Genomic DNA, 22469 nt, shown 5'->3' on the forward strand with positions numbered 1-22469 from the left:
GAAATCATTCTGGGAACCAGATTTTTTTCATTCTTCTTTATCGTTGTTAACGACCCCAAACTTCTTCCGCAATCGACTTAACCAGCGCGATTTTGGCCCACTGCTGTTCGGCGGTCAGGACGTTTCCTTCTTCCGTCGACGCAAAACCGCACTGAGTACTTAAGCAGAGCCGGTCGAGCGGTACGTACTTAGCCGCTTCGTAAATGCGGTCAATCACCGTCTGACGGTCTTCCAATTCACCATTTTTAGAAGTCACTAAGCCGAGCACCACCAACTTATCATCACTGACCAGTCGTAACGGTTCAAAACCGCCGGCACGGTCACTATCGTATTCGAGGTAGTAGGCGCGTACGTTTTCCTGATTGAATAATGGATCAGCCACCGATTCGTACCCGCCGGCAGACGCCCAAGTGGAGTGGTAATTACCACGGCAAACGTGGGTGTTGACGACTAAGTCCGCTGGTAAATCGGCGAGTGCCGCATTATTAACTTGCAAGTATAACTGCTTGTTTCGGTCTAAAACGGCGTCATTACGCGCTGAGACCGTTCCGGTTTCCGCACCCTTGGTCTGGTTGCCCGCCAACATTCCCCACGTACAATCATCTAACTGAATCGTGCGCGCACCGGCCGCGTAGAGGTCCAGAAACACTTGGTGATAAGCCGCCGCTAAGTCGGCAACGACGGCCGCGTCAGTCGGGTAAACTTGGCGGAGCGCCGCTTCATTTTCCGGCCGTTGTAGTTCAGCAAGACACTGGGCCGGCGCCGGCACGGTTTGTTTAACCTGAATCCCCGCCTGAACGTGGTCACGAACAAACTTAAAGGCGGCGACAAACGGGTGGTTAGCACCGCTAATTTTACCGCTGACATAGGCCGATTCGGCCCGGGTCTCTTCACCGTGGAACAGGTAGCCCTTCGTTAACGTCTTCTTCTCAATCCCTTGCAGTCCCCAGAAAAAGTCGAGGTGCCACCAGCTACGGCGAAATTCGCCATCGGTCACGGCCTTTAAGCCGGCTTGTTCCTGTTGTGCAATTAACTTAATTATTTCGGCGTCCTCAACGGCCTTTAAACCGGCCGCGTCTAACGTACCCGCCGCAAACTGTGCGCGAGCGCGTTTTAACGCCCGTGGTCGTAAAAAACTCCCCACAACGTCGTAGCGAAATGGTGACGTCCGTCGGTTACTAAAAGTTGTTGTTGTCATAATAAATCCCCCTAATCAATAATGTTCATTTAACCAAAAAAACGCCCCTTCTAATCATCAAAATGATCAGAAGGGACGTTTTAAATTGCGCGTTACCACCCTTATTTACCGACCGCGTAAACGGTCGACCTCAACGGTACCAATTGATACCCGGCAAGCTAACGGTTGCAACCGGCTCAGGAGCGTTAACCCCTGAACGTGCTCGGAGCTCATCTTCACGGTCGTGGACCCGCCCCGTTTCCACTATCCGGGTTCACTGTACGGGTCATTGACGGCTACTCTTCTCGTCAACGCAATAATTAAAATACGATTAAACGTTGATTAAATCATAGTGGTTTAAATTTACTTTGTCAAGCTTATCCCAATAATTAACCTAACCCTTTCGCACCAATGTCGTGCCGGTAGATCAGTGGTCCTAAATCTAACGCTGCTACTTGGCGATAGGCGGCTTGTTGTGCGGCCGCCAAGCTCTTAGCCCGGGCGGTGACCATCATCAGACGGCCACCGGCACTAGTCAGCTTACCCGGTTCACCAGCAACGCTCGCATAATCCGCACCCGGTAAAGTCGGTACTGCCACGCCCTTTTCCGTGGTTCCCGGATAGCCAGGCGCCGCAATAACCACGCCCAAATAAGTGGCGTCCCGTTGCCACTCAGCGACCGGTTGCTGCCCGTTCATCAACGCTTGAATCAGTTGATAAAAATCACCTTGTAACTGTGGTAACAAGATCTGGGTTTCCGGATCGCCTAAGCGTAGGTTATATTCGATGACTTGCGGACCGTTTGCCGTTAAAATCCCGCCAACGTAAATCACCCCGGCAAAACTCAACCCGTCCGCCTTTAAGCCGGCAATCGTCGGCTCAACGATGGTTTTAACCGTTTGTGCCACGATAGCCGGTATAATTTGTGGTACCGGCGAGTAGGCCCCCATGCCCCCCGTATTCGGTCCCTGGTCACCGTCTAACAAGCGCTTGTGGTCCTGGGCAGTCGGTAACAACACGTAGTTATCACCACCAACCAAAACCATCTGGGAAAATTCAAAACCGTCAACAAAGTCTTCAATTAGGACGGTATCGGTATGCGCAAACGCGTGCCGCAATGCATCCGCCGCCTGTTCCAAACTCGTCGCAACGGTGACCCCTTTACCGGCCGCTAGCCCGTCAACCTTAATGACTTGCGGTAACGGCTGTTTTGCGCTGTAGGCCAACGCTGCCGGTAAGTCGTGAAAAAGTTGGTAGCCAGCGGTCGGAATGGCGTGACGTGCCATAAATTCCTTGGCAAAAACTTTGGAACTTTCCAACCGGGCTGCCGCCTGATGCGGTCCAAAAATGGCTAAGTCGGCCGCCTGAAAATAATCAACGATACCAGCTGCTAACGGAACTTCGGGACCAACAAAGGTTAAGTCAACGGCATTATCCCGCGCAAAGGCCGCTAAACTGGCAAAGTCCATCTCATCAATCGCCACCGTCTGAATATCATCCAACAACATCCCCGGATTACCAGGGGCACAGAAAATGGTCGTCACTTGTGAACTCGCCTGCATCGCCTTAGCGATTGCGTGCTCACGGCCGCCGCTCCCCACGATCAATACTTGAGCCATACTATGCCTACCTTTCGCTTAGTGCCGGAAGTGGCGGACGCCGGTCGTCACCATCGCGATGCCGTAACGGTCGGCCATGGCGATCGAATCCTTGTCACGAATGCTCCCGCCCGGTTGAACGATTGCTCGAATCCCGTGCTGGGCAGCGTATTGGACGCAGTCGTCCATTGGGAAGAAGGCGTCCGAAGCCAAAATTGCGTGTTCGTAACCTGATTTTGGCATTGCCTTTTGAATGGCAATCTTAGTCGAATCGATCCGGTTCATCTGACCAGAACCAACCCCTAGGGTCCGGTCGGCAGTCGTGACCACGATGGCGTTACTCTTAACGTGCTTGACCACTTGTTGGCCGAACGCTAAGGCTTTTAACTGTTCTTCAGTCGGTTGCGTTTTCGTAACCACGGTAAAGTCCGCCGGCGTTTCAAAGGCACTGTCCACTTCCTGACGTAGCAACCCGCCGCCAACCGAAACGGTTTCAAACTTATCAGCCGTGTGGGCTTGGTCAAAGTCGACCGTCAAGAGCCGCAAGTTCTTCTTCTTCGCCAACACGGCAAAGGCGTCGTCGTCAAAACTAGGTGCAATGATGATTTCAAGGAACAAGGCGTGCATTTTTTCGGCGGTCGCTAAATCAACGGGCCGGTTCGCCGCAATGATGCCACCAAAAATGGAAATTGAATCCGCTGCGTAGGCCTTATCCCAAGCTGATTCAATCGTATCACCAAGGCCGACACCGCACGGATTCATGTGCTTCATCGCCACGATGGCTGGCCGGTCATATTCGCTGACCATCCGCAACGCGGCGTCAGCGTCCTTGATGTTGTTATAGGATAATTCCTTCCCGTGCAACTGTTGCGCCGCTGTAATCGAGAAGGTCGTTGGCAAAGCGTTTTCGTAAAAGGCCGCCTGCTGATGACTATTTTCACCGTAACGTAACGCTTGGTGCTTATCATAGGTCAAGGTTAGCTTATCTGGAAATTCGTCGGTGGTTAAGTACTGGGCAATCAACGCGTCGTAAGCCGCCGTGTGCTGGAAGACCTTCGCTGCTAATCGTTGCCGCAATTTCGGGGTAATGGCGTCTTCGCGTAAGTCGGTTAAAATGCGGTCGTAATCGGCCGGATCAACGATTGGTAAGACCGCCGCAAAGTTTTTCGCCGCTGAACGTAGCATCGATGGGCCACCGATATCAATTTGTTCGATAGCATCGGCTTGCGATACGCCGGGTTTTTGAATTGTTTGCTTAAAGGGATACAAGTTAACGACAACCATGTCGATCGGCGTGATGCCCGCGTCTTTTAGCTGTTGCATATGTGCTGGTAAGTCGCGGCGTGCAAGTAAGCCCGCGTGAACCTTCGGGTGCAGGGTTTTAACGCGGCCGTCGAGCATTTCTGGAAAGCCGGTCACCGCTTCGATGCCGATAACCGGAATGTTTGCAGCTTCCAACGCCTTTTTAGTCCCCCCGGTCGAAACCAGTTCGTAGCCGAGGTCCACTAAACCGGCGGCGAAGTCGGTCAGTCCTTGTTTATCAGAAACACTTAATAATGCACGTTTTGTCATCTTAAATAGCTCCTTTATTAATGAGTGATTGTAATACGTCGGGATAAAATTGGTGTTCGCACGCGTGAATCCGGGTCGCTAACTGGTCAACGGTGTCGCCCGGGAGTACCGGTACTTCCCGTTGGTCAATAATTTGACCCGTATCGATGCCCGCATCTATGAAGTGAATCGTGACGCCGGTCGTTTTGACACCGGCCGCAAACGCATCTTCAATGCCGTGGCGCCCCGGAAAATGGGGTAACAGCGCCGGGTGAATATTAATAATTTTATGCGGATAGGCCGCCAACAACGTGGGCCCAATAATTCGCATGTAGCCGGCCAATAAAACGGCATCCACGTGGTGGGCCTGTAACGCCGTCAAAATAATGGCTTCGGCCGCGGCCTTATTCGCGTAATCCCGGAAATTAACGATCAATACCGGTACCCCTAACGCCTGGGCCTTTTGAATGACCGGTGCCGCGGGTTGATCACAAACTAGCAACCCAACGTTGACCGGTAACTGCCGCTCAACAATCGCCGCGTGTAGCGCTACGAAGTTAGTCCCGTTACCGGAAGCAAAAATCGCAATCGTTTTAGTCATGGTCCGCCTCCACGAAATCAACCGCCGGGCTGCCGGTCGTCACCGTACCAACTTGATAATAAGGGGCGGCGACCGCACTTAAGCTAGCCCGAACCGCAGCCAAGTTCTCAGGGTGGACGATGAGCACCATCCCCAAGCCGAGGTTGAACGTCGAACGGACGTCATCCGCGTTCAGGTGACCGAGTTCAGCTAATAGTGTCATGATTGGCGGTACCGGCCAACTGCCCAGCTTAAACTGCGCACTTAAACCGGCTGGTAACGCCCGCGCGACGTTTTCAATCAGCCCACCGCCGGTAATATGGGCGATGCTCGTCACAAGCTTACCTTGCAGCAGCGGTGCGACTTCCGAAACGTAAATTTTGGTTGGCCGTAATAGTTCCGTTTGTAAGTCGTGGTCGAAACCGTCAAACTGGTGGTTCAACGCAAAGTCGTGCTGCTTGAATAAAATATCACGCACTAAGCTAAATCCATTGGCGTGCAAGCCGTTCGACGGCAAGCCGATTAAGACGTCGCCCGCGCGAACGTTTTGCGGATCCAATAAATCCTTGCGGTTGGCGATTCCGACCGCAAACCCGGCGAGGTCGTAATGCTCCTGGCCATACATGTCCGGCATTTCAGCGGTCTCGCCACCGATCAGTTGGGTGCCGGCTTGCTGACAGCAAGCCACCACCCCTTCTAAAATGGATTTGACCCGTGCTTGGTCGGTATGCCCCAGACCAAGGTAATCCAAGAAAAACTGCGGGCGGGCACCCTGTGCTAAGATATCGTTCACGCACATCGCCACCAGGTCGATGCCGATGGTCGTGTGCCGGTCGGCTTGAATCGCAACGAGTAACTTCGTCCCGACCCCGTCGGTCCCCGCGACCAATACCGGTTCGTCTGCGACCGCGTTCTTCGCTAACGGGAATAAACCGCCAAACGCACCCAGTTGCGCGTTTCCGCTCATCTGCTTGACTGTCTTTAAAACCTCGTAGCCGGCATTAATGTCGACGCCCGCTTTTTTATACGCGTCACTCACCGAATCACCCCTTCTGCTTTGCTTGTAATTGTTGAATTTCTGCGTCGTATTCCGCTTGATAATCGTACAGGGGTGTTGGGTAATCGCCGTTAAAATAGGCCATGCAAAGGCCGCCGTACGGTGCGTCGACGTCTAAGCCGACCGCATCGATGACCCCCTGCTCACTCAAGAAGCCCAGCGAATCCGCCCCAAAGGTCGCACACATTTCTGGAATCGTCTGTTGTGCGGCAATCAGTTCACGGGTCGTTTTGATATCAATCCCGTAAAAGCACGGGTAGCGCAGTGGCGGTGAAGCAATCCGTAAGTGAACCGACTTCGCCCCGGCGTCCTTCAATAACTTAACGATTCGGCGACTCGTGGTGCCGCGAACGATTGAGTCGTCAATCAAGACGACCCGCTTACCATCCACGACCCCCTTAACGGCCGACAACTTCATCCGAACCCCCTGTTCTCGCAACGCCTGGGTCGGTTGAATAAACGTCCGCGACGAATACTGATTCTTGATTAGTCCCATTTCGTACGGCAAACCACTGGCTTCGGCGTAACCAGCCGCCGCCGATAACGACGAGTTCGGTACGCCGACCACGATATCCGCGTCGACCGGCTGTTCAACCGCTAAGCGCGCGCCCATCCGCTTACGGGCGGAATGCACGTTGACCCCGTAAATGTTCGAATCTGGCCGGGCAAAATAAATGTATTCCATCGAGCAAATCGATAACTGCGTATCGGTCGTGTAATGGTCAATTTTCAGCCCGTCCTTGTCGATCGTCAGTAACTGACCGGGATGCACGTCCTGAATAAACTTGGCACCGACCGCGTCTAGCGCACAGGTTTCGCTGCAAACCACGTAGCCGCCGGTCGGTAATTGACCAACGACTAACGGCCGAAAGCCGTTCGGGTCGAGAGCCGCAAACAAGCGGTCGTTAGTCAGCAAGAGGTAGGCAAAGCCCCCGTGAATCTGCCGCAACGCGTCCTTAAGCTGATCCGTCAACGTCGCTGCTGGACTACGGCGAATGAGGTGCATTAAAATTTCACTATCCGAGCTGGCGTGGAAAATCGCCCCGTGCTGTTCTAAGCGGTGGCGTAACGTCACGGCATTAGTCAAATTACCATTATGTGCGAGTGCAAACTGGCAGTCACTAAAGTTAAAGCCCAACGGTTGAATATTTTCTAGCCCGTGATTGCCAGCCGTCGCGTAACGGACGTGGCCAACCGCCGCGTTCCCGGTCAAACGGGCGAGCCGCCGCGGATCACGGAAAACGTCGGCGAGTAAGCCTAAACCGCGTTCTGATTTCAAGGTCCCGTGGTCGTTAGCCGTAATTCCGGCACCTTCCTGACCACGGTGTTGCAAGGCGTGAAGCCCGAAGTAGGTTAATTGCGCGGCGTCGGGGGATCCCCAAACACCGAACAGCCCACACTCTTCATTTAACCCCTTTACTTCAGCAGGCATGGTAACGCCCCTTCCCACAATTGTTTAGCAAAACTAACTGCTAAATCGAACGGCTGGTCGGCGGTTTTAACGAATAAGCGGTCGTCGGCCGTCGTCTGACCTAAATAAGTAACGTACGGTTCCGCCAACTTTTCAAAGACCACCTGATGTTTGGGCGCCACCGAAACCACGAAACGTGACTGCGTCTCAGAGAAAAAGTCACTGGCCGGCAAGTCGCTCTTCAACTGAACGCCCAGACCGTTCTTAAAGCAGGATTCGGCGATGGTTGTGATCAGGCCACCCTCCGAAACGTCGTGGGCACTAGCAATCAAACCCTTTTGAATGGCCCGTAAGAGCAGCCGTTGGTTCCGATTTTCGGTCACCAAGTCAAAGTCGAATAGTTCACCGGCAATTTCACCAGTCAACATTTTCTGTAACTCACTACCGTTAAAGTCACTAAAAGTTTCCCCGAGGACGTAGACCGCGTCGCCCGCGTGTTTGAAGTCCTGGGTAGTAATGTCACGTTGGTGCTTGATCAAACCGACCATCCCAATCATCGGCGTTGGGTAAATCGCTTCCCCGTTGGATTCGTTGTTCAACGATACGTTCCCGGAAATCACCGGTGTATTGAATAACTGGCAAGCACGGGCAATCCCCATTGCCGATTCATCTAAATCGTAAAATTGTTCGGGCTTTTCCGGATTACCGTAATTTAAGCAGTCAGTAATTCCGAGTGGTAACCCGCCGGAAGCAACGATATTACGGGCGGCTTCCGCAACCGCAATCTCACCGCCGACCCGTGGATTCAAGTACAGGTAACGGCCGTTAACGTCGGTCGTCACCGCGAGTGCTTTATCCGTGTGGCGAATCCGGATCACACCGGCGTCCGAACCGGGTTTCACCACCGTATTGGTTTGCACCTGCGAATCGTACGTTTCGTACAGCGACGCCTTTGAGGCAATCGTCGGTTGTTGTAGCATTTTCTTCAGCGTGCCGGTCGCGTCAACAATCCGCGGCATAAATTGGTGGTGGCTCTGATGGTTCAAGCGACTCGGGCGTTTCTTTTCCCGTTGATAAACCGGCGCCTTAGTTGCCAAGGCGTCGACCGGTACGTCGGCCACGAGTTTACCGTGGTGGAAAAGTTGGTACTGGTGACCGCTCGTCACTTTACCGATTGTGACCGCGTCCAAACCGTACTTTTCAAAGACTTGGTAAATTTCATCTTCGGCACCGGCCTGTACGCAGAGTAGCATCCGTTCTTGTGATTCTGACAACATCAATTCAAACGGCGTCATCCCGGTTTCCCGTTGTGGCACTAGGTCCAGGTTCAATTCCAACCCGCTACCGGCTTTCGAAGCCATTTCTGCGGACGAAGAAACTAGTCCGGCCGCGCCCATATCCTGAATACCAACTAAAACGTCGCGGTGGTCATGAATAACTTCCAAGCAGGCTTCCATTAACAGTTTTTCCATGAACGGATCACCAACCTGCACGGCTGAACGTTGCGTATCCTTGGCATCGTTAAATTCTGCCGAGGCAAACGAGGCGCCGTTAATACCGTCACGCCCGGTCTTGGCCCCGACGTAGATCACGCTGTTACCTAATCCGGTCGCCTGACCCTTTTGAATATCCTTCTGGTCCAAAATCCCCACGCACATGGCGTTCACCAGCGGATTCTTTTCGTAGCTGGCATCAAAAACGGTGTCGCCACCAATGGTTGGAATTCCGATGCAGTTACCGTAACCGCCGATTCCGGCAACCACTTGCGAAATCAAGTACTTGGTATGCGGCGTCGTTGGTTCACCAAACCGTAAACTGTCGAGCAAGGCAATTGGCCGCGCGCCCATTGAGAAGATGTCACGAATGATACCGCCGACGCCGGTCGCTGCCCCTTCGTACGGTTCAACGGCGGACGGGTGGTTATGACTTTCGGCCTTAAAGACGACCGCCTGACCATCACCAATATCGATGATGCCGGCACCCTCGCCAGGCCCTTCCAGCACTTGTTCCCCTTGGGTCCAAAACTTCTTTAAAACTGGTTTTGAATTTTTATACGAGCAGTGTTCACTCCACATCCCGGAAAACAACCCGGCTTCGGTGTAATTTGGCAGTCGGCCGAGAACCTTATCCGTCAATAATTGGTATTCCGCGTCAGTTAAGCCCCAGTCGCGGTAAGCCTTCGAGTCCCGTAACTCGGTCGGCGTCAATTCCGTTTTCTTAAGCATGGACACCCTCCTTATGCGCGCCAATCAGTGATTGAAAGATTCCCAAACCATCGGTCGAGCCTAAGATTGCTTCCACGGCCCGTTCCGGGTGGGGCATCATGCCTAAAACGTTACCAGCACGGTTCATCACACCGGCAATGTTGGCAATACTCCCGTTCGGGTTATCCGCGTAGGTAAAGACGATTTGGTGGTTGGCCTTTAACTCGGCCAGCGTTGCCGGATCACAGTAGTAATTGCCCTCACCGTGGGCAATTGGCAAGTGAATCCGTTCGTCCGCCGCGTAGGCGTTCGAAAACTGCGTCTGATTGTTGGCGACGATCAGTTCACTGGTCTTACAAATAAACTTGGACGAGCGGTTCGCCTGCAGGGCACCGGGTAACAGCCCGGCTTCCGTTAACACTTGAAAGCCATTGCAGATGCCCATGACCGGCTTACCGGCTTCGGCGAAGGCTGCGACCGCCTTCATCACTGGTGAAAAACGGGCAATCGCCCCGCTCCGCAAGTAATCACCGTAGGAAAAACCTCCCGGCAAGATGACCGCGTCATAGCCTTCTAAGCTAGTGGCGTCGGCCGTAATGAAATCAGCATCCATTTTTAAAACGTCCCGTAACGCGTTGACCATGTCGTGGTCGCAGTTCGAACCGGGAAATACGGGTACGGCAAATTTCATGGCTATAACGCCTCCATCTCGGTAATTTCGTAACGGTAAGTTTCCATGTTAACGTTGGCTAATAGGCGGTCACACATTTCGTCGACTTCGGCGGCTACCGGCCGGTCGTCTGCGTGTAATTTAATTTCAAAATACTTGCCAAGTTCAACGTTTTCAACGTTGGTATAGCCTAAACGGTGCAACGCGTCGTTAACCGCTTCACCCTTAGGATCCAGAATTGATTGTTTGTAGGTCACATAAATTTTTACTAAGTACATGTTATTGGCCCTCCTCAACGGTCGCTAACCGTTGTAACACTTCCTGATAAACGGTCGTCAAATCACCCAAGTTCTTCCGAAAAACGTCCTTATCTAACGACTGCTGGGTCGCCTCATCAACTAACCGGCAACTATCCGGCGAAATTTCATCCGCCAAGAGCACCTTGCCATCACTGGTCAAACCAAATTCGATTTTAAAATCAACTAACTGGACGTTCATGGCGGCAAAGATTGCTTGTAAGCGCTGGTTAACTAAGAGCGCCTGACGCTTCATTTCGGCGACCGTGGCAGCGTCCGCCACCTTTAAAGCGGCGACCTGAGAATCATTGATGAACGGATCATCGAGCGCGTCACTCTTATAGAAAAATTCGAGGACCGGTTCGGCAAATTTAGTTAGGTGCGGCACCGCAAATTTACGTTCAAAACTGCCCGAAGCAGCGTTGCGCACGACCGTTTCCAACGGAATCATCTTGACCCGCCGAACGATCTGCACGTGGTCGGACAGTTGTTCAATAAAGTGGTTGGCGATGCCGTGGCGAGCAAGGTCCTTAAAAATCAAGCTGGAAATCCGGTTATTCAACAGGCCCTTTTCATCGATTGCGACCTTGCGCTTACCATTCAGCGCCGTGGCTTGGTCCAAGTATTCAACCCATAAAACGTCGGGGTCGTTGGTGGTGTACATTTCCTTAGCTTTACCGGTATACAATAAGTTACCCTTTTCATAAGTTACCGTCATTACTTAGCGTTCTCCCTTCAAATCTGCCAGCGTTGCTAGCGCGGCGTCCAAATCCTCATTTAAAACGGTGATATGGCCCATTTTGCGTTGGGGCTTGATTTCAGCTTTCCCGTAGTCGTGAAAGTGCCATTCGGGATGGTCAACGAGTTGTTCACGTGCAAGCGTGAGGTCCGCCCCTAATAAATTACGCATAACTGCCGGGGTTCGTTGAACGATCGGTGGAATCGGCAAACCACAAATACTACGGATATGGGCTTCAAATTGTGAAATGTTGCAGGCCTCAATCGTATAATGCCCGGAATTGTGAGGTCTTGGGGCGAGTTCGTTCACGAGTAAACTGTCATCCGGGAGAACGAAGAATTCAATCCCTAAGACACCGCGCAACCCCAGCGCGTTGGCAATCGAAACCGCGATTTTAGCCGCCGCGGCGTGCACGACCGGCCGAACGTTCGCCGGCGCGATCGTGGTGTGTAAAATATGGTGCTGATGGCGATTTTCCACTAACGGGAAGGTCGTTACGACCCCGTTAGCGCTACGCGTGACCATCATCGAAACTTCCGTCCGGAACTCCTGCCGTGCTTCCAAAATGCACGGGTGCTGGAGGAGCGCCAGCGCTTCTGCGGTAACCGCTGGTTGATTCAAGTCGGTTTGCCCGTGACCGTCGTAGCCCCCACTGACGGTCTTCAAGATCGCCGGGGTGCCAACGCGGTTAATCGCAAAATTCAGCGTTTGCTGATCCGTCACCGGTGCAAACGGCGTGACCGGGATACCGTGATCATGTAAAAATTGCTTTTCATTCAGCCGGTTCCCGGTTATATGTAATAACGCGGTCCCCTGCGGTAACTGTGCGTACTGCGTTGCGGCGTTCAGCGCCGCTTCATCCACGTTCTCAAACTCATAAGTTAGAACATCACTGCGTTTTACTAAGTCCATCAGGGCACCCTGGTCCTGATAATCCGCCGTGATTTGAAAATCTGCGACCTGCGCCGCTGGGGCTTGGGGTGTCGGATCCAGCACCCCAACCTTATAGCCCATTGATTTAGCGCTCAGAGCCATCATCTGACCAAGCTGGCCACCGCCCACGATGACAATCGTTGCTGGTGGTAAAATGACTTTTTTAGAATTGGCGCTCACTTTGTTCAGCCTCCTGTCGTTGATGTTCGCGAAAATCAACTACCGCTCGTTGGACTGTTGCGTCTTGTAAACCAATAATTTGTGCTGCCATTAACGCCGCGTTCTTCGCACCGGCCTCACCGATGGCCATCGTGGCGACCGGAACGCCCCCGGGCATCTGAACAATTGAAAGTAATGAATCGACGCCGTTCAGCGCCCGCGTCTTAACGGGTACCCCGATTACTGGTAAAACCGTGTTGGCCGCTAGCATCCCTGGTAAATGGGCGGCACCGCCCGCACCCGCAATAATGACTTGCAACCCGTTTTGAACGGCCGCTTCACCATACGTTTGTAACGTTTGCGGCATCCGGTGCGCGGAGATCACGTGGCGCTCATAGGTGATTCCCATCGCCGTTAACTGTTTGGCGGCCACTTGCATGGTCGGCCAATCGGAAATCGACCCCATGATCAACCCAACTTTTGCCATTTGAATCCCTCTTTCCTTGTTTTCAACATTAGTTTAGCAACTACTAGAATCCTTGTCAACGAATTTCTTAACTTTATCGGGATATTAACTTTTTATTGTTCGTGTTTAGCTATCGCAGTATTAATCTTATTAAGTCGTCTTAACCTTCTATCCGAAGTATGAAAGCGGTTTAGTTGCCCTTCGTACGCATTTTAACAACTTTATCATCAAGTTTGAAATATAAATTATTTAATAGTTAAAAACACGAACAATCTTTTTTGCTTTTTATTAGAACCAACGTATCCTAACAATCCCGGTTAAACGCAAAAAACTTCCACCCGTAAAAAATGGGTGGAAGTTTTTGAACTTAATAAACTTTAGTTGTTAGCTGAGGCACCGGAAACACTGTCAACGTCTGGCTTTGGTTCTTCGGCAGGCTTTTCAGCGGGCGCTTCGTCAGTATTGGCGGAGGCACCAGAAACGTCATCCGGCTTTGCATCGTCGCTCTTCTTAGAAGCACCGGTCAAAGCGTCGGTCGCGTTCGGGTCCTTAACCAACTTTTGCCCCGTCAAGCCCAAGTAGTACTTAACGATCGGCAAGATATCGAGAACAAATTCGTTGATCCCGGCGTAGTTTCCGTCCTTGTCGTGCATGGCTTGGTAATAGTGCATATCTGCTTTAGAGCCGTCACTTGGCACCGGCAACTTGAAGAGGTCGGTCTGACCACTCCGCAAAATGTGCACCGCCTGCTTAACGTGTGGAATTGCACGCTTCGGGTGGCAATCTTCAATCGGGTTCCCAACTTGAGCGGGTGCCCGCTTTGCCGACATGTTTTCGGGGTCGGTCTGGTGGTTATAGTACAGGAACTGGTTATTGGCATCCACGTAAGTGAGTTCCATCGGCATCGAGTTCAAGAAGTAATTCAATTGGTCAACAGTTAGAACCCCACAATCCAAGCGAACGTAGGTATCACCGGAAACGGCGTTGGTCTTCTTCGTCGCTTGGTCGACCCAGTCAGCAGCGTGCATATCAAGACCGTCAATGGTGGTATCCACGTGGCCATGGGCGCCAAGGTCTTCACTTTCCCAATCGGCGGCCGCGACTTTAGCGTTCATATCGTTGATGGTCGTCACGAACGTCAAGAACTTCTTCAAAGTACTGCTTAAGAAACTGATCGTCTTGTCGTCCTTCAAGTTGTTCTGATCATCGAAAGCGTCGCGAACGTTGCCCAGCAAGAATTCATTACCAGGGAAAACGTTGGCGTCCACGCCTGGAGATTCCAAGATTTGCCGTAAATTCAACTGTGCTCGCGACGACCCTTGGTCAAAGTAGGAGGCCCCAACGATCATGACTGGTTTGCCTGCCAGTGGGTGAATCTTAAATGAGAGCCATTCGAGGACACTCTTCATAGCCGCCGTCGTCGTGTGGTTATGTTCAGGCGTTGCCAGGATCACCCCGTCGGCCCCTTCGATTTTGCGCTTCAAATATTGAACCGGCGCCCCGTCCGTCTGGTCGTCACTTTGATTGAACAGCGGCACATCTTGAATGTCTAGCACTTCAATATCCACTTGGTCGCTGAAGTGGTTAGCCATAAACTTTAATAACGTCCGGTTATAGGAATGGTCTTCGATCGTTCCCGCAATTCCAACTAATTTCATGAAAGAAACTCCCCTCTATTTATTCCAGTCAAGATTACGAACTTCTTCATAGTTCGCACCGTGTGCATTCTTTAATTGATCCGAAATTTTAACGAAAATTTGGAAGTCGGCGAACAAGCCGTCTAACTTCTTAATATTTTGTTCGTCAACTAAATTACCATCATCGTCAAAAGCTTGTAGTGAGTGCGCCAAGAAGTATTCAGAGCTTGGCATGATCCGGGCGCGTAATTCCGGTGCGTCCAAGATCTGGCGTAAATGTTCCTGGGCACGGGAAGTTCCTAACGCCCCGTATGAAGCCCCAACAATCATCACCGGTTTGTCAATGAACGGTGTAATGTGGAATGATAACCATTCCAGTGCGTTCATCAGCGCAGCCGGTGCGGAATGGTCGTATTCCGGCGTACTAATGATCACCCCGTCAGCGGCATCGATCTTATTCGCCATTTCCGTGACCACTGCGGGTACTTTCCGGTCTTCCGGCTTATTAAATAATGGTAAATCCTTAATTTCCATTAATTCAATCTCAGCCTTATCCGCAAAGTGGCGTTGAATGTACGTCAATAATTTACGGTTCGTCGAGTTAGTTGAGTTAGTTCCAACCATCGCAATAAACTTTTGCATCTGAAGCACTCCTTCACATTAAAATAATCTAAAAATATATATATTAGTAATCAACAACTATATTGTAATGGATTTCACGATAAAAATCAAAACAATTTTAAGCGGTTACAATTTTCATTTTAAAAGGGCAATCAAGATTTGTCCAATTCCGTTCGGAAAGCTTGAAAGCCTTAGCTTGTGGCAGAAGCCACAAAGCGCCTAATCTAAATAGAGTTGACGTAATTTTTCGATTTCTGCCTTGGTCAATTTTAATTCGGTTCGTAAATAATGTTCCAAGTTACCGGATTGGCGTTCAATTTCAGTCATCGCCGCATTTAAGTACGCTTCGTCAACCGACCACAGTGCCCGCAGACTCGCCACGGTTTCGGCCGAAGCCCCCTTTTCCTGAGCTTTTTTGGTTGCGTGCCGAATCCGCTTTGCCGAAGCTTCGTTCGTCAGTAAGTAATCCGTCCGAATCGTGTCAAAATCAACGCCCAGTGCGGTTAATAGGAAAACGGCACCCATCCCGGTCCGGTCCTTTCCGGCCGTACAGTGGAATAACAGGACGTCATCCGGTTGGTCGTTGGCCAGTAACGTGTCGAAAAAGCGCAGGTATTCATCCTTAGCGTGCTGTTCCGTCACAATCATCCGGTAGACTTTCAACATGTGGCTAAAGCCACTATCCGGGTGTTTTTCTAAGTTAGCGGTCATCTTATCTTCGCCGTCCGAGTTCTTAGTTTCATCCACGTTAAACACCGGGGCGTAAACGTACTTGGCGTTGCCCGGGACCCGGTCAGGCGCCTCTAGCACTTCCTTCGGCGAGCGAAAATCAACATCGTAGCGCACGCCGTAAGCATCTAACTTTTGCTGGTCAAGTGCGGTCAAATCACTGAGACTCCCCGTCCGGATCACCTTATGCCACTTGGTCTTACGGCCGTCCTTTGTGGGATAGCCACCTAACTCACGAAAATTAATTCCTTTTTCCATGGTTAAAATTCGGTCTTTGGATATCATCGTTGCCACCTCTTCTTTAAAGTTTCACACCACCATTCTAACATTGCACACTGGTCGACCGAAGAAAGAACTACCAATAATTGACAAAGTTCCCCGCCGTGAGAAAATAAGAACGTAGCACTGGACGTTTGCGTCCAAAATTCGGAATCTTGGAGGGTCCTATCCATGCAATTAGACTATTCAAACCAGTCCGCCTGGCCGTTCACCGGCCAACAACGGCAGTCGCCGATCACCATTGAGTCGGCAGCGGCACAACCATCCCAACTCGCCGCTATTAGTTGGCGAGCACTCTACCAAGCGACCCACATTGCCGGGGAGGCAACCACCCTCAAAGTAAGTGGCAACGGTGCCACTTACTTGAACGACCGCGACTTTGATTTCCAGCAACTTCACTTCCATACCCCCGCGGAACACGTCATCGACGGTCAACGGGCACCAATCGAATGGCACCTAGTTCACCAAAGTGCCAGCGGCCAGATCGCCGTTATCGCCGTCTTAGGCCGGATTGGCAAGCCGAACGCTAGCTTTGAAGCGTTGCTCGATCAAGTCACCCCGAATGCGAGCCACGACCTGACCGAGCCGGTTAACTTAACGGCGTTACTGCCACTGACCGGGACGGTCTACCACTACCTCGGCTCCCTGACGACCCCGCCACTGAGCGAAACGGTCGAATGGTACGTTTGCGCAGACAGCGTCATGATTGGGCGCGACCAACTCGCCCGTTACCAGCAATTATTCGCGCCGAACGCCCGCGAAATTCAGCCCACTAACGACCGGCCGATCATTGCCGAACGGTTCTAATTTTCTACCTATCTTTTAAAAGTGAGGTGGCAGTATGCCGAAAAAATTCATCTGGGGGTTAGTCGCTTGCGGGACCTTTCTGCTACTCGTCATCGGGTTGGGACTCGCAACCCAGCTTAACCGCGACCGCTCCAGTCACGTCATGACCCAGCAGCGGCGTCCACTAATTATGGTAGCTGGGAGTAATAGTACTAAGACCGATTTTGATGCCATCATTAAATCACTGACGGCCCAGCACCCCCACCCGGTCGTCAACGTGACGGTCACCGCTGATCAACAAGTCAAGGTCCAGTCAAAGCGGGTCAAGAACACGGCGTTAAACGATACGTTGATCGTAATTTTCTTCGAAGACAGTACCGACAGTAACGCCAACATCGTCAAGCAAACGGACGGCTTGGCCAAGGCGCTGACAACTATCAAGCGCCAACTGCACTTAAAAACGGCCAACGCGTTAGGCTACTCGAACGGTGGCCTGATCTGGAGTCGCTACGTGGCCAACCTCGCCGCAAGTACCCCGGTTAAAATTCACGACCTAATGTTACTGGGAACGCCGTTTCGGGGTACCGACGCGCAGCACCCCGATAACCAACTCTACCAGCCATTAATGACCCACCGAAACGCTTTTAAAAGCTTACACGCGGTCGTCAACGTGGCTGGCGACACTAGTCACGGCGACGATAACGTCGTTCCACTAACTAGCGTTACCGCCGGCGGAAAACTATTTATGAACGGGCAGACCCGCTATACCCAAATGACGGTCAATTTAAAAAACATCAGTCACGGGACGTTGCTACAAGAACGGTACGTCGCACGGCTCGTTCGTCAAAATTTAGTTAACCAATAGTTTCAAGCTCAAAACAGGGGGCTGTGACATTAGTCACCGCCCCCTTCCTACGATTGTCAAGCCCGGATAGTGGAAACTTGCCGCCTTGCCGGTTGGTCCTAAAGTGGCTGGAACGTGGTGGACACGACTTTAAGCCAAGCAACCCACTTGGCTTAAAGCTCGGTCTTTGGGTAAGTCGGGAAAAGACCCCGACTAACGCAAACGACACCACTGAGCCACTTTAGGACCGCCCTCACGGCTAAATGAGCGTAAACTAAACAGTCTCCCAATGATTGAAATTGGAAATATCACTCATTGGGAGACAGTTAAAATTAAATTATAAGGTATGGACTTTATTGGACCGCAAGTCCGTAGTATGAGTAATCATACAATCGGTTGGCCTTTACCATGGCAAAAAGACATTTGACCGCCTTATTCATGCAGGCCACCACTGCGACCTTATCTCGTTTGAGATAAGGTTCTTTTTTTAACCCGTAAGAGTAATCAACAATGTGATTAAGAACGGCAGCCTGTTGGCGAATCATGTTCTGAATAGCAAAGAATAAAATGCTACGTGCATGGGTATCGCCAGGTTTTTTCTATCCTGATTCTCACGAATTAGCCGTTGCCACGAAACGGGCCAGTTCATCGGCCGCCATGCCGGCGCTAACGCCGACTAGCAATTTGATCCGCGCCTTTTGGCCGTTTAAGCCCTGACAGAAAATCACACCCATCTTTTTCAGCTGCACGCCGCCACCTTCATAGGCGTAGACGTCCTGGGCGATACCGTTAAAGCAGCGGGAAACCAGCACGACCGGAATGTTCATATCCAGTAACTTTTGAACCGCTGGTAAGGTCGCCGGCGGTAAGTTACCGGCCCCAAGCGCCTCAATCACGACGCCGTTGGTCGTCGGTTGCGCAATTGCGTCAAAAAGTTCCGGTCCCATGCCGGCGTACGCCTTGATTAAAAAGACGTTTGCACTCACCTTTTGAACCGGACAAACCGTCGACCGTAACAACGTTTCGAAGAAAACGACCCCCTGCTTGGCAACTAGTCCAATCGGGCCAAAGGTCGGTGTACGAAAAGTTGCAACGTTGGTCGTGTGGGTCTTAGTCACGTAGCGGGCCGAATGGATTTCATCGTTCATCACGACTAAGACCCCCTTATCAGCGGCGTCCGGCGAACTCGCCGTTTGGATCGCTGTTTCCAAGTTGTGTAAGCCGTCCGACCCAATCTCATTTGCCGACCGCATCGCGCCGGTCACCACAACGGCCAATTCGTTCGGGAGGGTCAGGTCTAAAAAGTAGGCCGTTTCTTCCAACGTATCGGTTCCGTGGGTCACCACGACCCCGTCGACCCCTTCACGCGCCGCCCGGTCGATGCGTTGCTTTAATTCTAGCATCCGGGCCGGCGTAATGTGCGGTGACGGGAGGTTAAACACGTCTTCGGTTTCTAATTGAATATCCGCGCCAAACGAACTTTGGTAGTGGTCCAGCGGATTTTCCGCACCGGGGACCACGTTGCCGGCAGCGTCCGCCGACATCGCAATCGTCCCACCGGTATGCAGTACGAGTATTTTTTTCAAAATTAACCTCCATCATTAAAGCAGTTTAGTACCTATATTTTAGGCTAGCTCTTCCCCATTTACATTAAAAGTGAGTGAGTTTATCCGTCATTAGCGGACTGCTCATTAAATTCTAATCGGGAGTTGAACGCCGGTGTACCAAGGATGTTGCCCACTTAGTCAAATAATCAGACGTCGGTGATTGACAAAAAGGTTATTTACTTTTATAGTTAGTTACACAAGTAATTAACCAAGTAACAAACTAACAAACACTTAAAGGAGTAACTACCATGACAACCCCAATTATGACGGTCAGTGACCTACACAAAACTTACGGCAAGCCCGGCACCAAGCAGTACGAGGCGCTTAAAGGCATCGACTTTGACGTCCAACCCGGCGAATTCGTCGGTATCATGGGGGCCTCCGGTTCGGGGAAAACGACCTTGTTAAACATGCTCGCCACCCTCGACAAGCCCACTAGCGGCGAGGTCACCATTCATCAACAACCGATCACCCACTTAAAAGGGAACCAACTCGCCGACTTTCGCGCGAAAGAAATTGGCTTTATCTTCCAAGACTTCAACTTGCTTGAAACCATGACCGCCTTTGAAAACATTGCCTTACCGTTAACCCTGCAAAACGTGGCCAGTAAGAAAATCAAGCCGGCCGTTGAAGCCGTAGCGACCCAGCTTGGCATCGCTGAATTCTTGAACAACTACCCTAACGAGTTATCCGGTGGGCAAAAGCAACGCGTCGCGGCCGCCCAGGCACTGATCAACGAACCCGCAATGCTATTCGGTGACGAACCGACCGGCGCCTTGGATTCGAAGTCGGCTCGCGAACTACTGGACTTATTTACTAAGATCAACCAAGAACGCGCGGTCTCAATCTTACTCGTCACCCACGACCCGTTTTCCGCCAGCTATTGCCAACGCATCCTGTTCATTAAAGACGGGCGCATCGGTCAAGAACTGCACCGCGGTGAACAATCCCGTGCCGACTTTTACCAACAAATTCTGGATAACCTCGGAACCTTCGAACAGTAATTTCGCCAAAAAGGAGTACTTTCTACTATGTTAACTAAACTTGCCATGACCGGTTTCAAAAACCGTTGGCGTGATTACCTGGTCCTCTTTTCCGGGTTGATCATGTCCAGCGCCATCTTCTACATGTTTGAAGCCTTGGCCACTAACCAAGAATTTTTGAAGCAAAATAGCAGCATCTCAATGATCGGCATTATTTTCCAATTCGGTGCAGTCCTACTGACGATTATCACGCTGGTCTACATCAGTTACGCCAACTCATTTCTACTCAGTATGCGCAAGCGCGACTACGGTCTTTTCATGTTAGTCGGTGCACGGAAGGGAAAAATTGGCCAGTTGATTTGGTTAGAAACCTTATTAGTTGGGATTTCGGCCACCATCGTCGGGATTATTCTGGGAACCGCGCTAACTGCCGGCATCGGTAAATTGTTGATCAACACTTTGGACCTAACGCTGCACCACTTTGCGTTTTGGCACACACCGGCCGCCATCGCAACGCTTCTCTTATACGTGGGCCTGTTCCTACTAGCCGGGCTCTTTAACCTGATTACCCTGACCAAGACGCCGGCGCTTAAGTTATTACACAGCAACGAGCAACCAAACCGACCACGTTTGAAGCCGGTTCGCCAGCTAATTGAGATCATCCTCGGGCTGATCCTAGTTGCGATTGGTTACTGGGCGATGGCCAACCTAGCGTTATTAAACATTACCGGAATCGGTCTCGCCCTGGTCACCATCGTCCTCGGGACCTACTTCCTGTTTAACGCCATCTTTGTCTGGTTGATGTTGTTCTTAAAACGGCTTTCAGCCGGCCAACGCGGGCTAAACGGTTTTACCTTATCACAGCTCAGTTTCCGCATCCGCAACTATACTAAGATGCTGTCGATTGTGGCAATGCTCTTCGCGCTCGCCCTGGGTGCCATTACCGTTGGGATGGGCTTTCACGCCCAAACCCCGCTAATGGCCAACGGGAATAGCGCCTACGACATGGGGGTCGTTGACGCCAACGCCACCGAAAAACGTCAAATTGCGAAGTTAAAACCGGTCAAAAAGGCTACCTACCACTTCAAAGCCGATAAGAAGGCCGTTTACTACCTCGCCAGTGAATTTGACCAACAGCCGTTTACCATCACGGAAATGACCAGTCAGGCTCAGTTGGATTACCACCAAAAAGCCTTAAAATCAGCGGCCTTAAGCAAGTCACACGACTTATACCAACTGATGCAGTTGCAAACTAGTGACCGCCAACGAACGGCCCCAGTCTTTCTGAGCGCGACCGCCTACGCTAAGCTGCCACAAAAAGAACAGCAGCTGACCATTTTTGCCACCAAGGACCTGATGGCGAACCTGGACGGCTTAAAAGACCTCGCCACCCTCCGCCAACAGCGCGACAAGGGAATTGCTAAGGGCCTGCTCGGTGGCCGTTACGGGAGTTACAAACTCGTCAACGGGATGTACTCCGGCCTTGAATTTATGGGCCTCTTCCTCGGAATCGCCTTTCTGGCCATGCTCGCCAGCTGCCTAATGTTTAAGATTCTGTCCGGCGCGGACGCCGATCAGCACCGTTACGTCATGCTTGATAAGATTGGCGCCACGCAAAAGCAACGCCGCCAAGCCATCAACAAGGAAATTGCCGTGCTGTTCGTCTTACCGGGAATCGTTGGTGTCATTCACGTGCTCTTCGGGTTACAAATGTTCAAGCTAATGATGATTGCGTCACCGTACAGCGGCATCTGGTTACCATTCCTAATTTTTGCCGGTCTGTACCTACTTTACTACCTAATTACCATTAATATTTATCACCGCATCGTTTTACGATAAGCTGTTAGAGGAGGAATGAATCATGGTATACTTTGGATTAGTCGCTTTATTAATCGTTGTTACACCATTACATCGTTACGGATTGGCGAACCGGCAAGCATTTTGGCCGGGCGCGTTGATGCCGACCGTGTGGCTTGCCACCTGCGGAACCTTGGCAATGCTGATTCCGCTTTCCCATCAGGACATCTTACTCGCCGTGCTCGGCACGCTCCTGTTACTGTCTAGCTGGGTCGCTGCCAGGATCGACCGGACCGAACGCCAATTGCACCGTAACCAGCACAAGGTCGCGACCAAATAACGGCT

At 51.5% G+C, this 22469-nt stretch carries 21 protein-coding genes; 5 read left to right on the top strand and 16 right to left on the bottom strand.

Annotated features, from left to right (window positions below):
• Positions 1-46 precede the first annotated feature (46 nt).
• From FFM82_RS07580 to FFM82_RS07650, 15 genes are all read right to left on the bottom strand, one after another.
• Positions 47-1198 carry a 5-methyltetrahydropteroyltriglutamate--homocysteine S-methyltransferase gene (locus FFM82_RS07580; RefSeq protein ID WP_137645257.1) on the bottom strand — a complete coding sequence of 384 codons (1152 nt, stop codon included), beginning with the start codon at positions 1196-1198 and terminating at the stop codon, positions 47-49.
• Positions 1199-1566: 368 nt separating this feature from the next.
• Complete coding sequence (gene purD, locus FFM82_RS07585) at positions 1567-2796, bottom strand: phosphoribosylamine--glycine ligase (RefSeq protein ID WP_137645258.1); 1230 nt, start codon at positions 2794-2796, stop codon at positions 1567-1569.
• Between the two features lie 18 nt (positions 2797-2814).
• Positions 2815-4347, bottom strand: a complete 1533-nt coding sequence (gene purH, locus FFM82_RS07590; RefSeq protein ID WP_137645259.1) for a bifunctional phosphoribosylaminoimidazolecarboxamide formyltransferase/IMP cyclohydrolase — start codon at positions 4345-4347, stop codon at positions 2815-2817.
• Position 4348: 1 nt separating this feature from the next.
• Positions 4349-4927, bottom strand: coding sequence for a phosphoribosylglycinamide formyltransferase (purN, locus tag FFM82_RS07595; RefSeq protein WP_137645260.1), 579 nt, complete (start codon positions 4925-4927; stop codon positions 4349-4351).
• Positions 4920-5945, bottom strand: coding sequence for a phosphoribosylformylglycinamidine cyclo-ligase (gene purM / locus FFM82_RS07600; RefSeq protein ID WP_137645261.1), 1026 nt, complete (start codon positions 5943-5945; stop codon positions 4920-4922). The genes purN and purM overlap by 8 nt, the downstream gene beginning before the upstream one ends.
• Positions 5946-5949: 4 nt before the next feature.
• Entirely contained in the window at positions 5950-7395 is a 1446-nt protein-coding gene (gene purF, locus FFM82_RS07605) for an amidophosphoribosyltransferase (protein WP_137645262.1), read from the bottom strand.
• Positions 7380-9599 carry a phosphoribosylformylglycinamidine synthase subunit PurL gene (gene purL / locus FFM82_RS07610; protein WP_137645263.1) on the bottom strand — a complete coding sequence of 740 codons (2220 nt, stop codon included), beginning with the start codon at positions 9597-9599 and terminating at the stop codon, positions 7380-7382. Before purL ends, purF begins: the two co-directional genes overlap by 16 nt.
• Positions 9592-10269: a phosphoribosylformylglycinamidine synthase subunit PurQ gene (gene purQ / locus FFM82_RS07615; RefSeq protein ID WP_137645264.1), complete on the bottom strand. Its 678-nt coding sequence runs from the start codon at positions 10267-10269 to the stop codon at positions 9592-9594. The genes purL and purQ overlap by 8 nt, the downstream gene beginning before the upstream one ends.
• A gap of 2 nt (positions 10270-10271) precedes the next feature.
• A complete protein-coding gene (purS, locus tag FFM82_RS07620) occupies positions 10272-10526 on the bottom strand; it encodes a phosphoribosylformylglycinamidine synthase subunit PurS (protein WP_137645265.1) in 255 nt (84 codons plus the stop codon).
• Between the two features lies 1 nt (position 10527).
• Complete coding sequence (gene purC, locus FFM82_RS07625; RefSeq protein ID WP_137645266.1) at positions 10528-11262, bottom strand: phosphoribosylaminoimidazolesuccinocarboxamide synthase; 735 nt, start codon at positions 11260-11262, stop codon at positions 10528-10530.
• 3 nt (positions 11263-11265) lie between these two features.
• A complete protein-coding gene (gene purK, locus FFM82_RS07630) occupies positions 11266-12396 on the bottom strand; it encodes a 5-(carboxyamino)imidazole ribonucleotide synthase (protein WP_137645267.1) in 1131 nt (376 codons plus the stop codon).
• Positions 12380-12862, bottom strand: a complete 483-nt coding sequence (gene purE, locus FFM82_RS07635; protein ID WP_137645268.1) for a 5-(carboxyamino)imidazole ribonucleotide mutase — start codon at positions 12860-12862, stop codon at positions 12380-12382. Before purE ends, purK begins: the two co-directional genes overlap by 17 nt.
• 356 nt (positions 12863-13218) lie before the next feature.
• Complete coding sequence (locus tag FFM82_RS07640; RefSeq protein WP_137645269.1) at positions 13219-14499, bottom strand: NAD(P)H-dependent oxidoreductase; 1281 nt, start codon at positions 14497-14499, stop codon at positions 13219-13221.
• A 15-nt stretch (positions 14500-14514) separates the two neighbouring features.
• A complete protein-coding gene (locus FFM82_RS07645; RefSeq protein ID WP_137645270.1) occupies positions 14515-15120 on the bottom strand; it encodes an NADPH-dependent FMN reductase in 606 nt (201 codons plus the stop codon).
• 198 nt (positions 15121-15318) lie between these two features.
• Positions 15319-16113, bottom strand: a complete 795-nt coding sequence (locus FFM82_RS07650; protein WP_137645271.1) for a tyrosine-protein phosphatase — start codon at positions 16111-16113, stop codon at positions 15319-15321.
• 165 nt (positions 16114-16278) lie between these two features.
• Here FFM82_RS07650 and FFM82_RS07655 point away from each other — a divergent pair, with 165 nt between their 5' ends.
• Together FFM82_RS07655 and FFM82_RS07660 are read left to right on the top strand one after the other, a co-directional pair.
• The gene (locus FFM82_RS07655) at positions 16279-16914 is read left to right on the top strand and encodes a carbonic anhydrase family protein (RefSeq protein ID WP_137645272.1); all 636 of its coding nucleotides are present in this window, start codon (positions 16279-16281) and stop codon (positions 16912-16914) included.
• Positions 16915-16948: 34 nt separating this feature from the next.
• On the top strand, positions 16949-17758 hold the full coding sequence (locus tag FFM82_RS07660; protein ID WP_137645273.1) for an alpha/beta hydrolase: 810 nt from the start codon (positions 16949-16951) through the stop codon (positions 17756-17758).
• 590 nt (positions 17759-18348) lie between these two features.
• On the opposite strand, the gene FFM82_RS07665 is transcribed toward FFM82_RS07660, so the two are convergent.
• Positions 18349-19323: an asparaginase gene (locus tag FFM82_RS07665; protein ID WP_137645274.1), complete on the bottom strand. Its 975-nt coding sequence runs from the start codon at positions 19321-19323 to the stop codon at positions 18349-18351.
• Positions 19324-19592: 269 nt separating this feature from the next.
• Here FFM82_RS07665 and FFM82_RS07670 point away from each other — a divergent pair, with 269 nt between their 5' ends.
• The 3 genes from FFM82_RS07670 to FFM82_RS07680 are packed head-to-tail and all read left to right on the top strand — an operon-like array spanning position 19593 to position 22464.
• The gene (locus FFM82_RS07670; RefSeq protein ID WP_137645275.1) at positions 19593-20348 is read left to right on the top strand and encodes an ABC transporter ATP-binding protein; all 756 of its coding nucleotides are present in this window, start codon (positions 19593-19595) and stop codon (positions 20346-20348) included.
• A 27-nt stretch (positions 20349-20375) separates the two neighbouring features.
• Positions 20376-22166: an FtsX-like permease family protein gene (locus tag FFM82_RS07675; RefSeq protein ID WP_137645276.1), complete on the top strand. Its 1791-nt coding sequence runs from the start codon at positions 20376-20378 to the stop codon at positions 22164-22166.
• A 22-nt stretch (positions 22167-22188) separates the two neighbouring features.
• Positions 22189-22464, top strand: coding sequence for a hypothetical protein (locus FFM82_RS07680; RefSeq protein WP_137645277.1), 276 nt, complete (start codon positions 22189-22191; stop codon positions 22462-22464).
• Positions 22465-22469: the final 5 nt, after the last annotated feature.

It is taken from the genome of Lactiplantibacillus plajomi (assembly GCF_005405405.1).
Classification (GTDB): Bacteria; Bacillota; Bacilli; order Lactobacillales; family Lactobacillaceae; genus Lactiplantibacillus; species Lactiplantibacillus plajomi.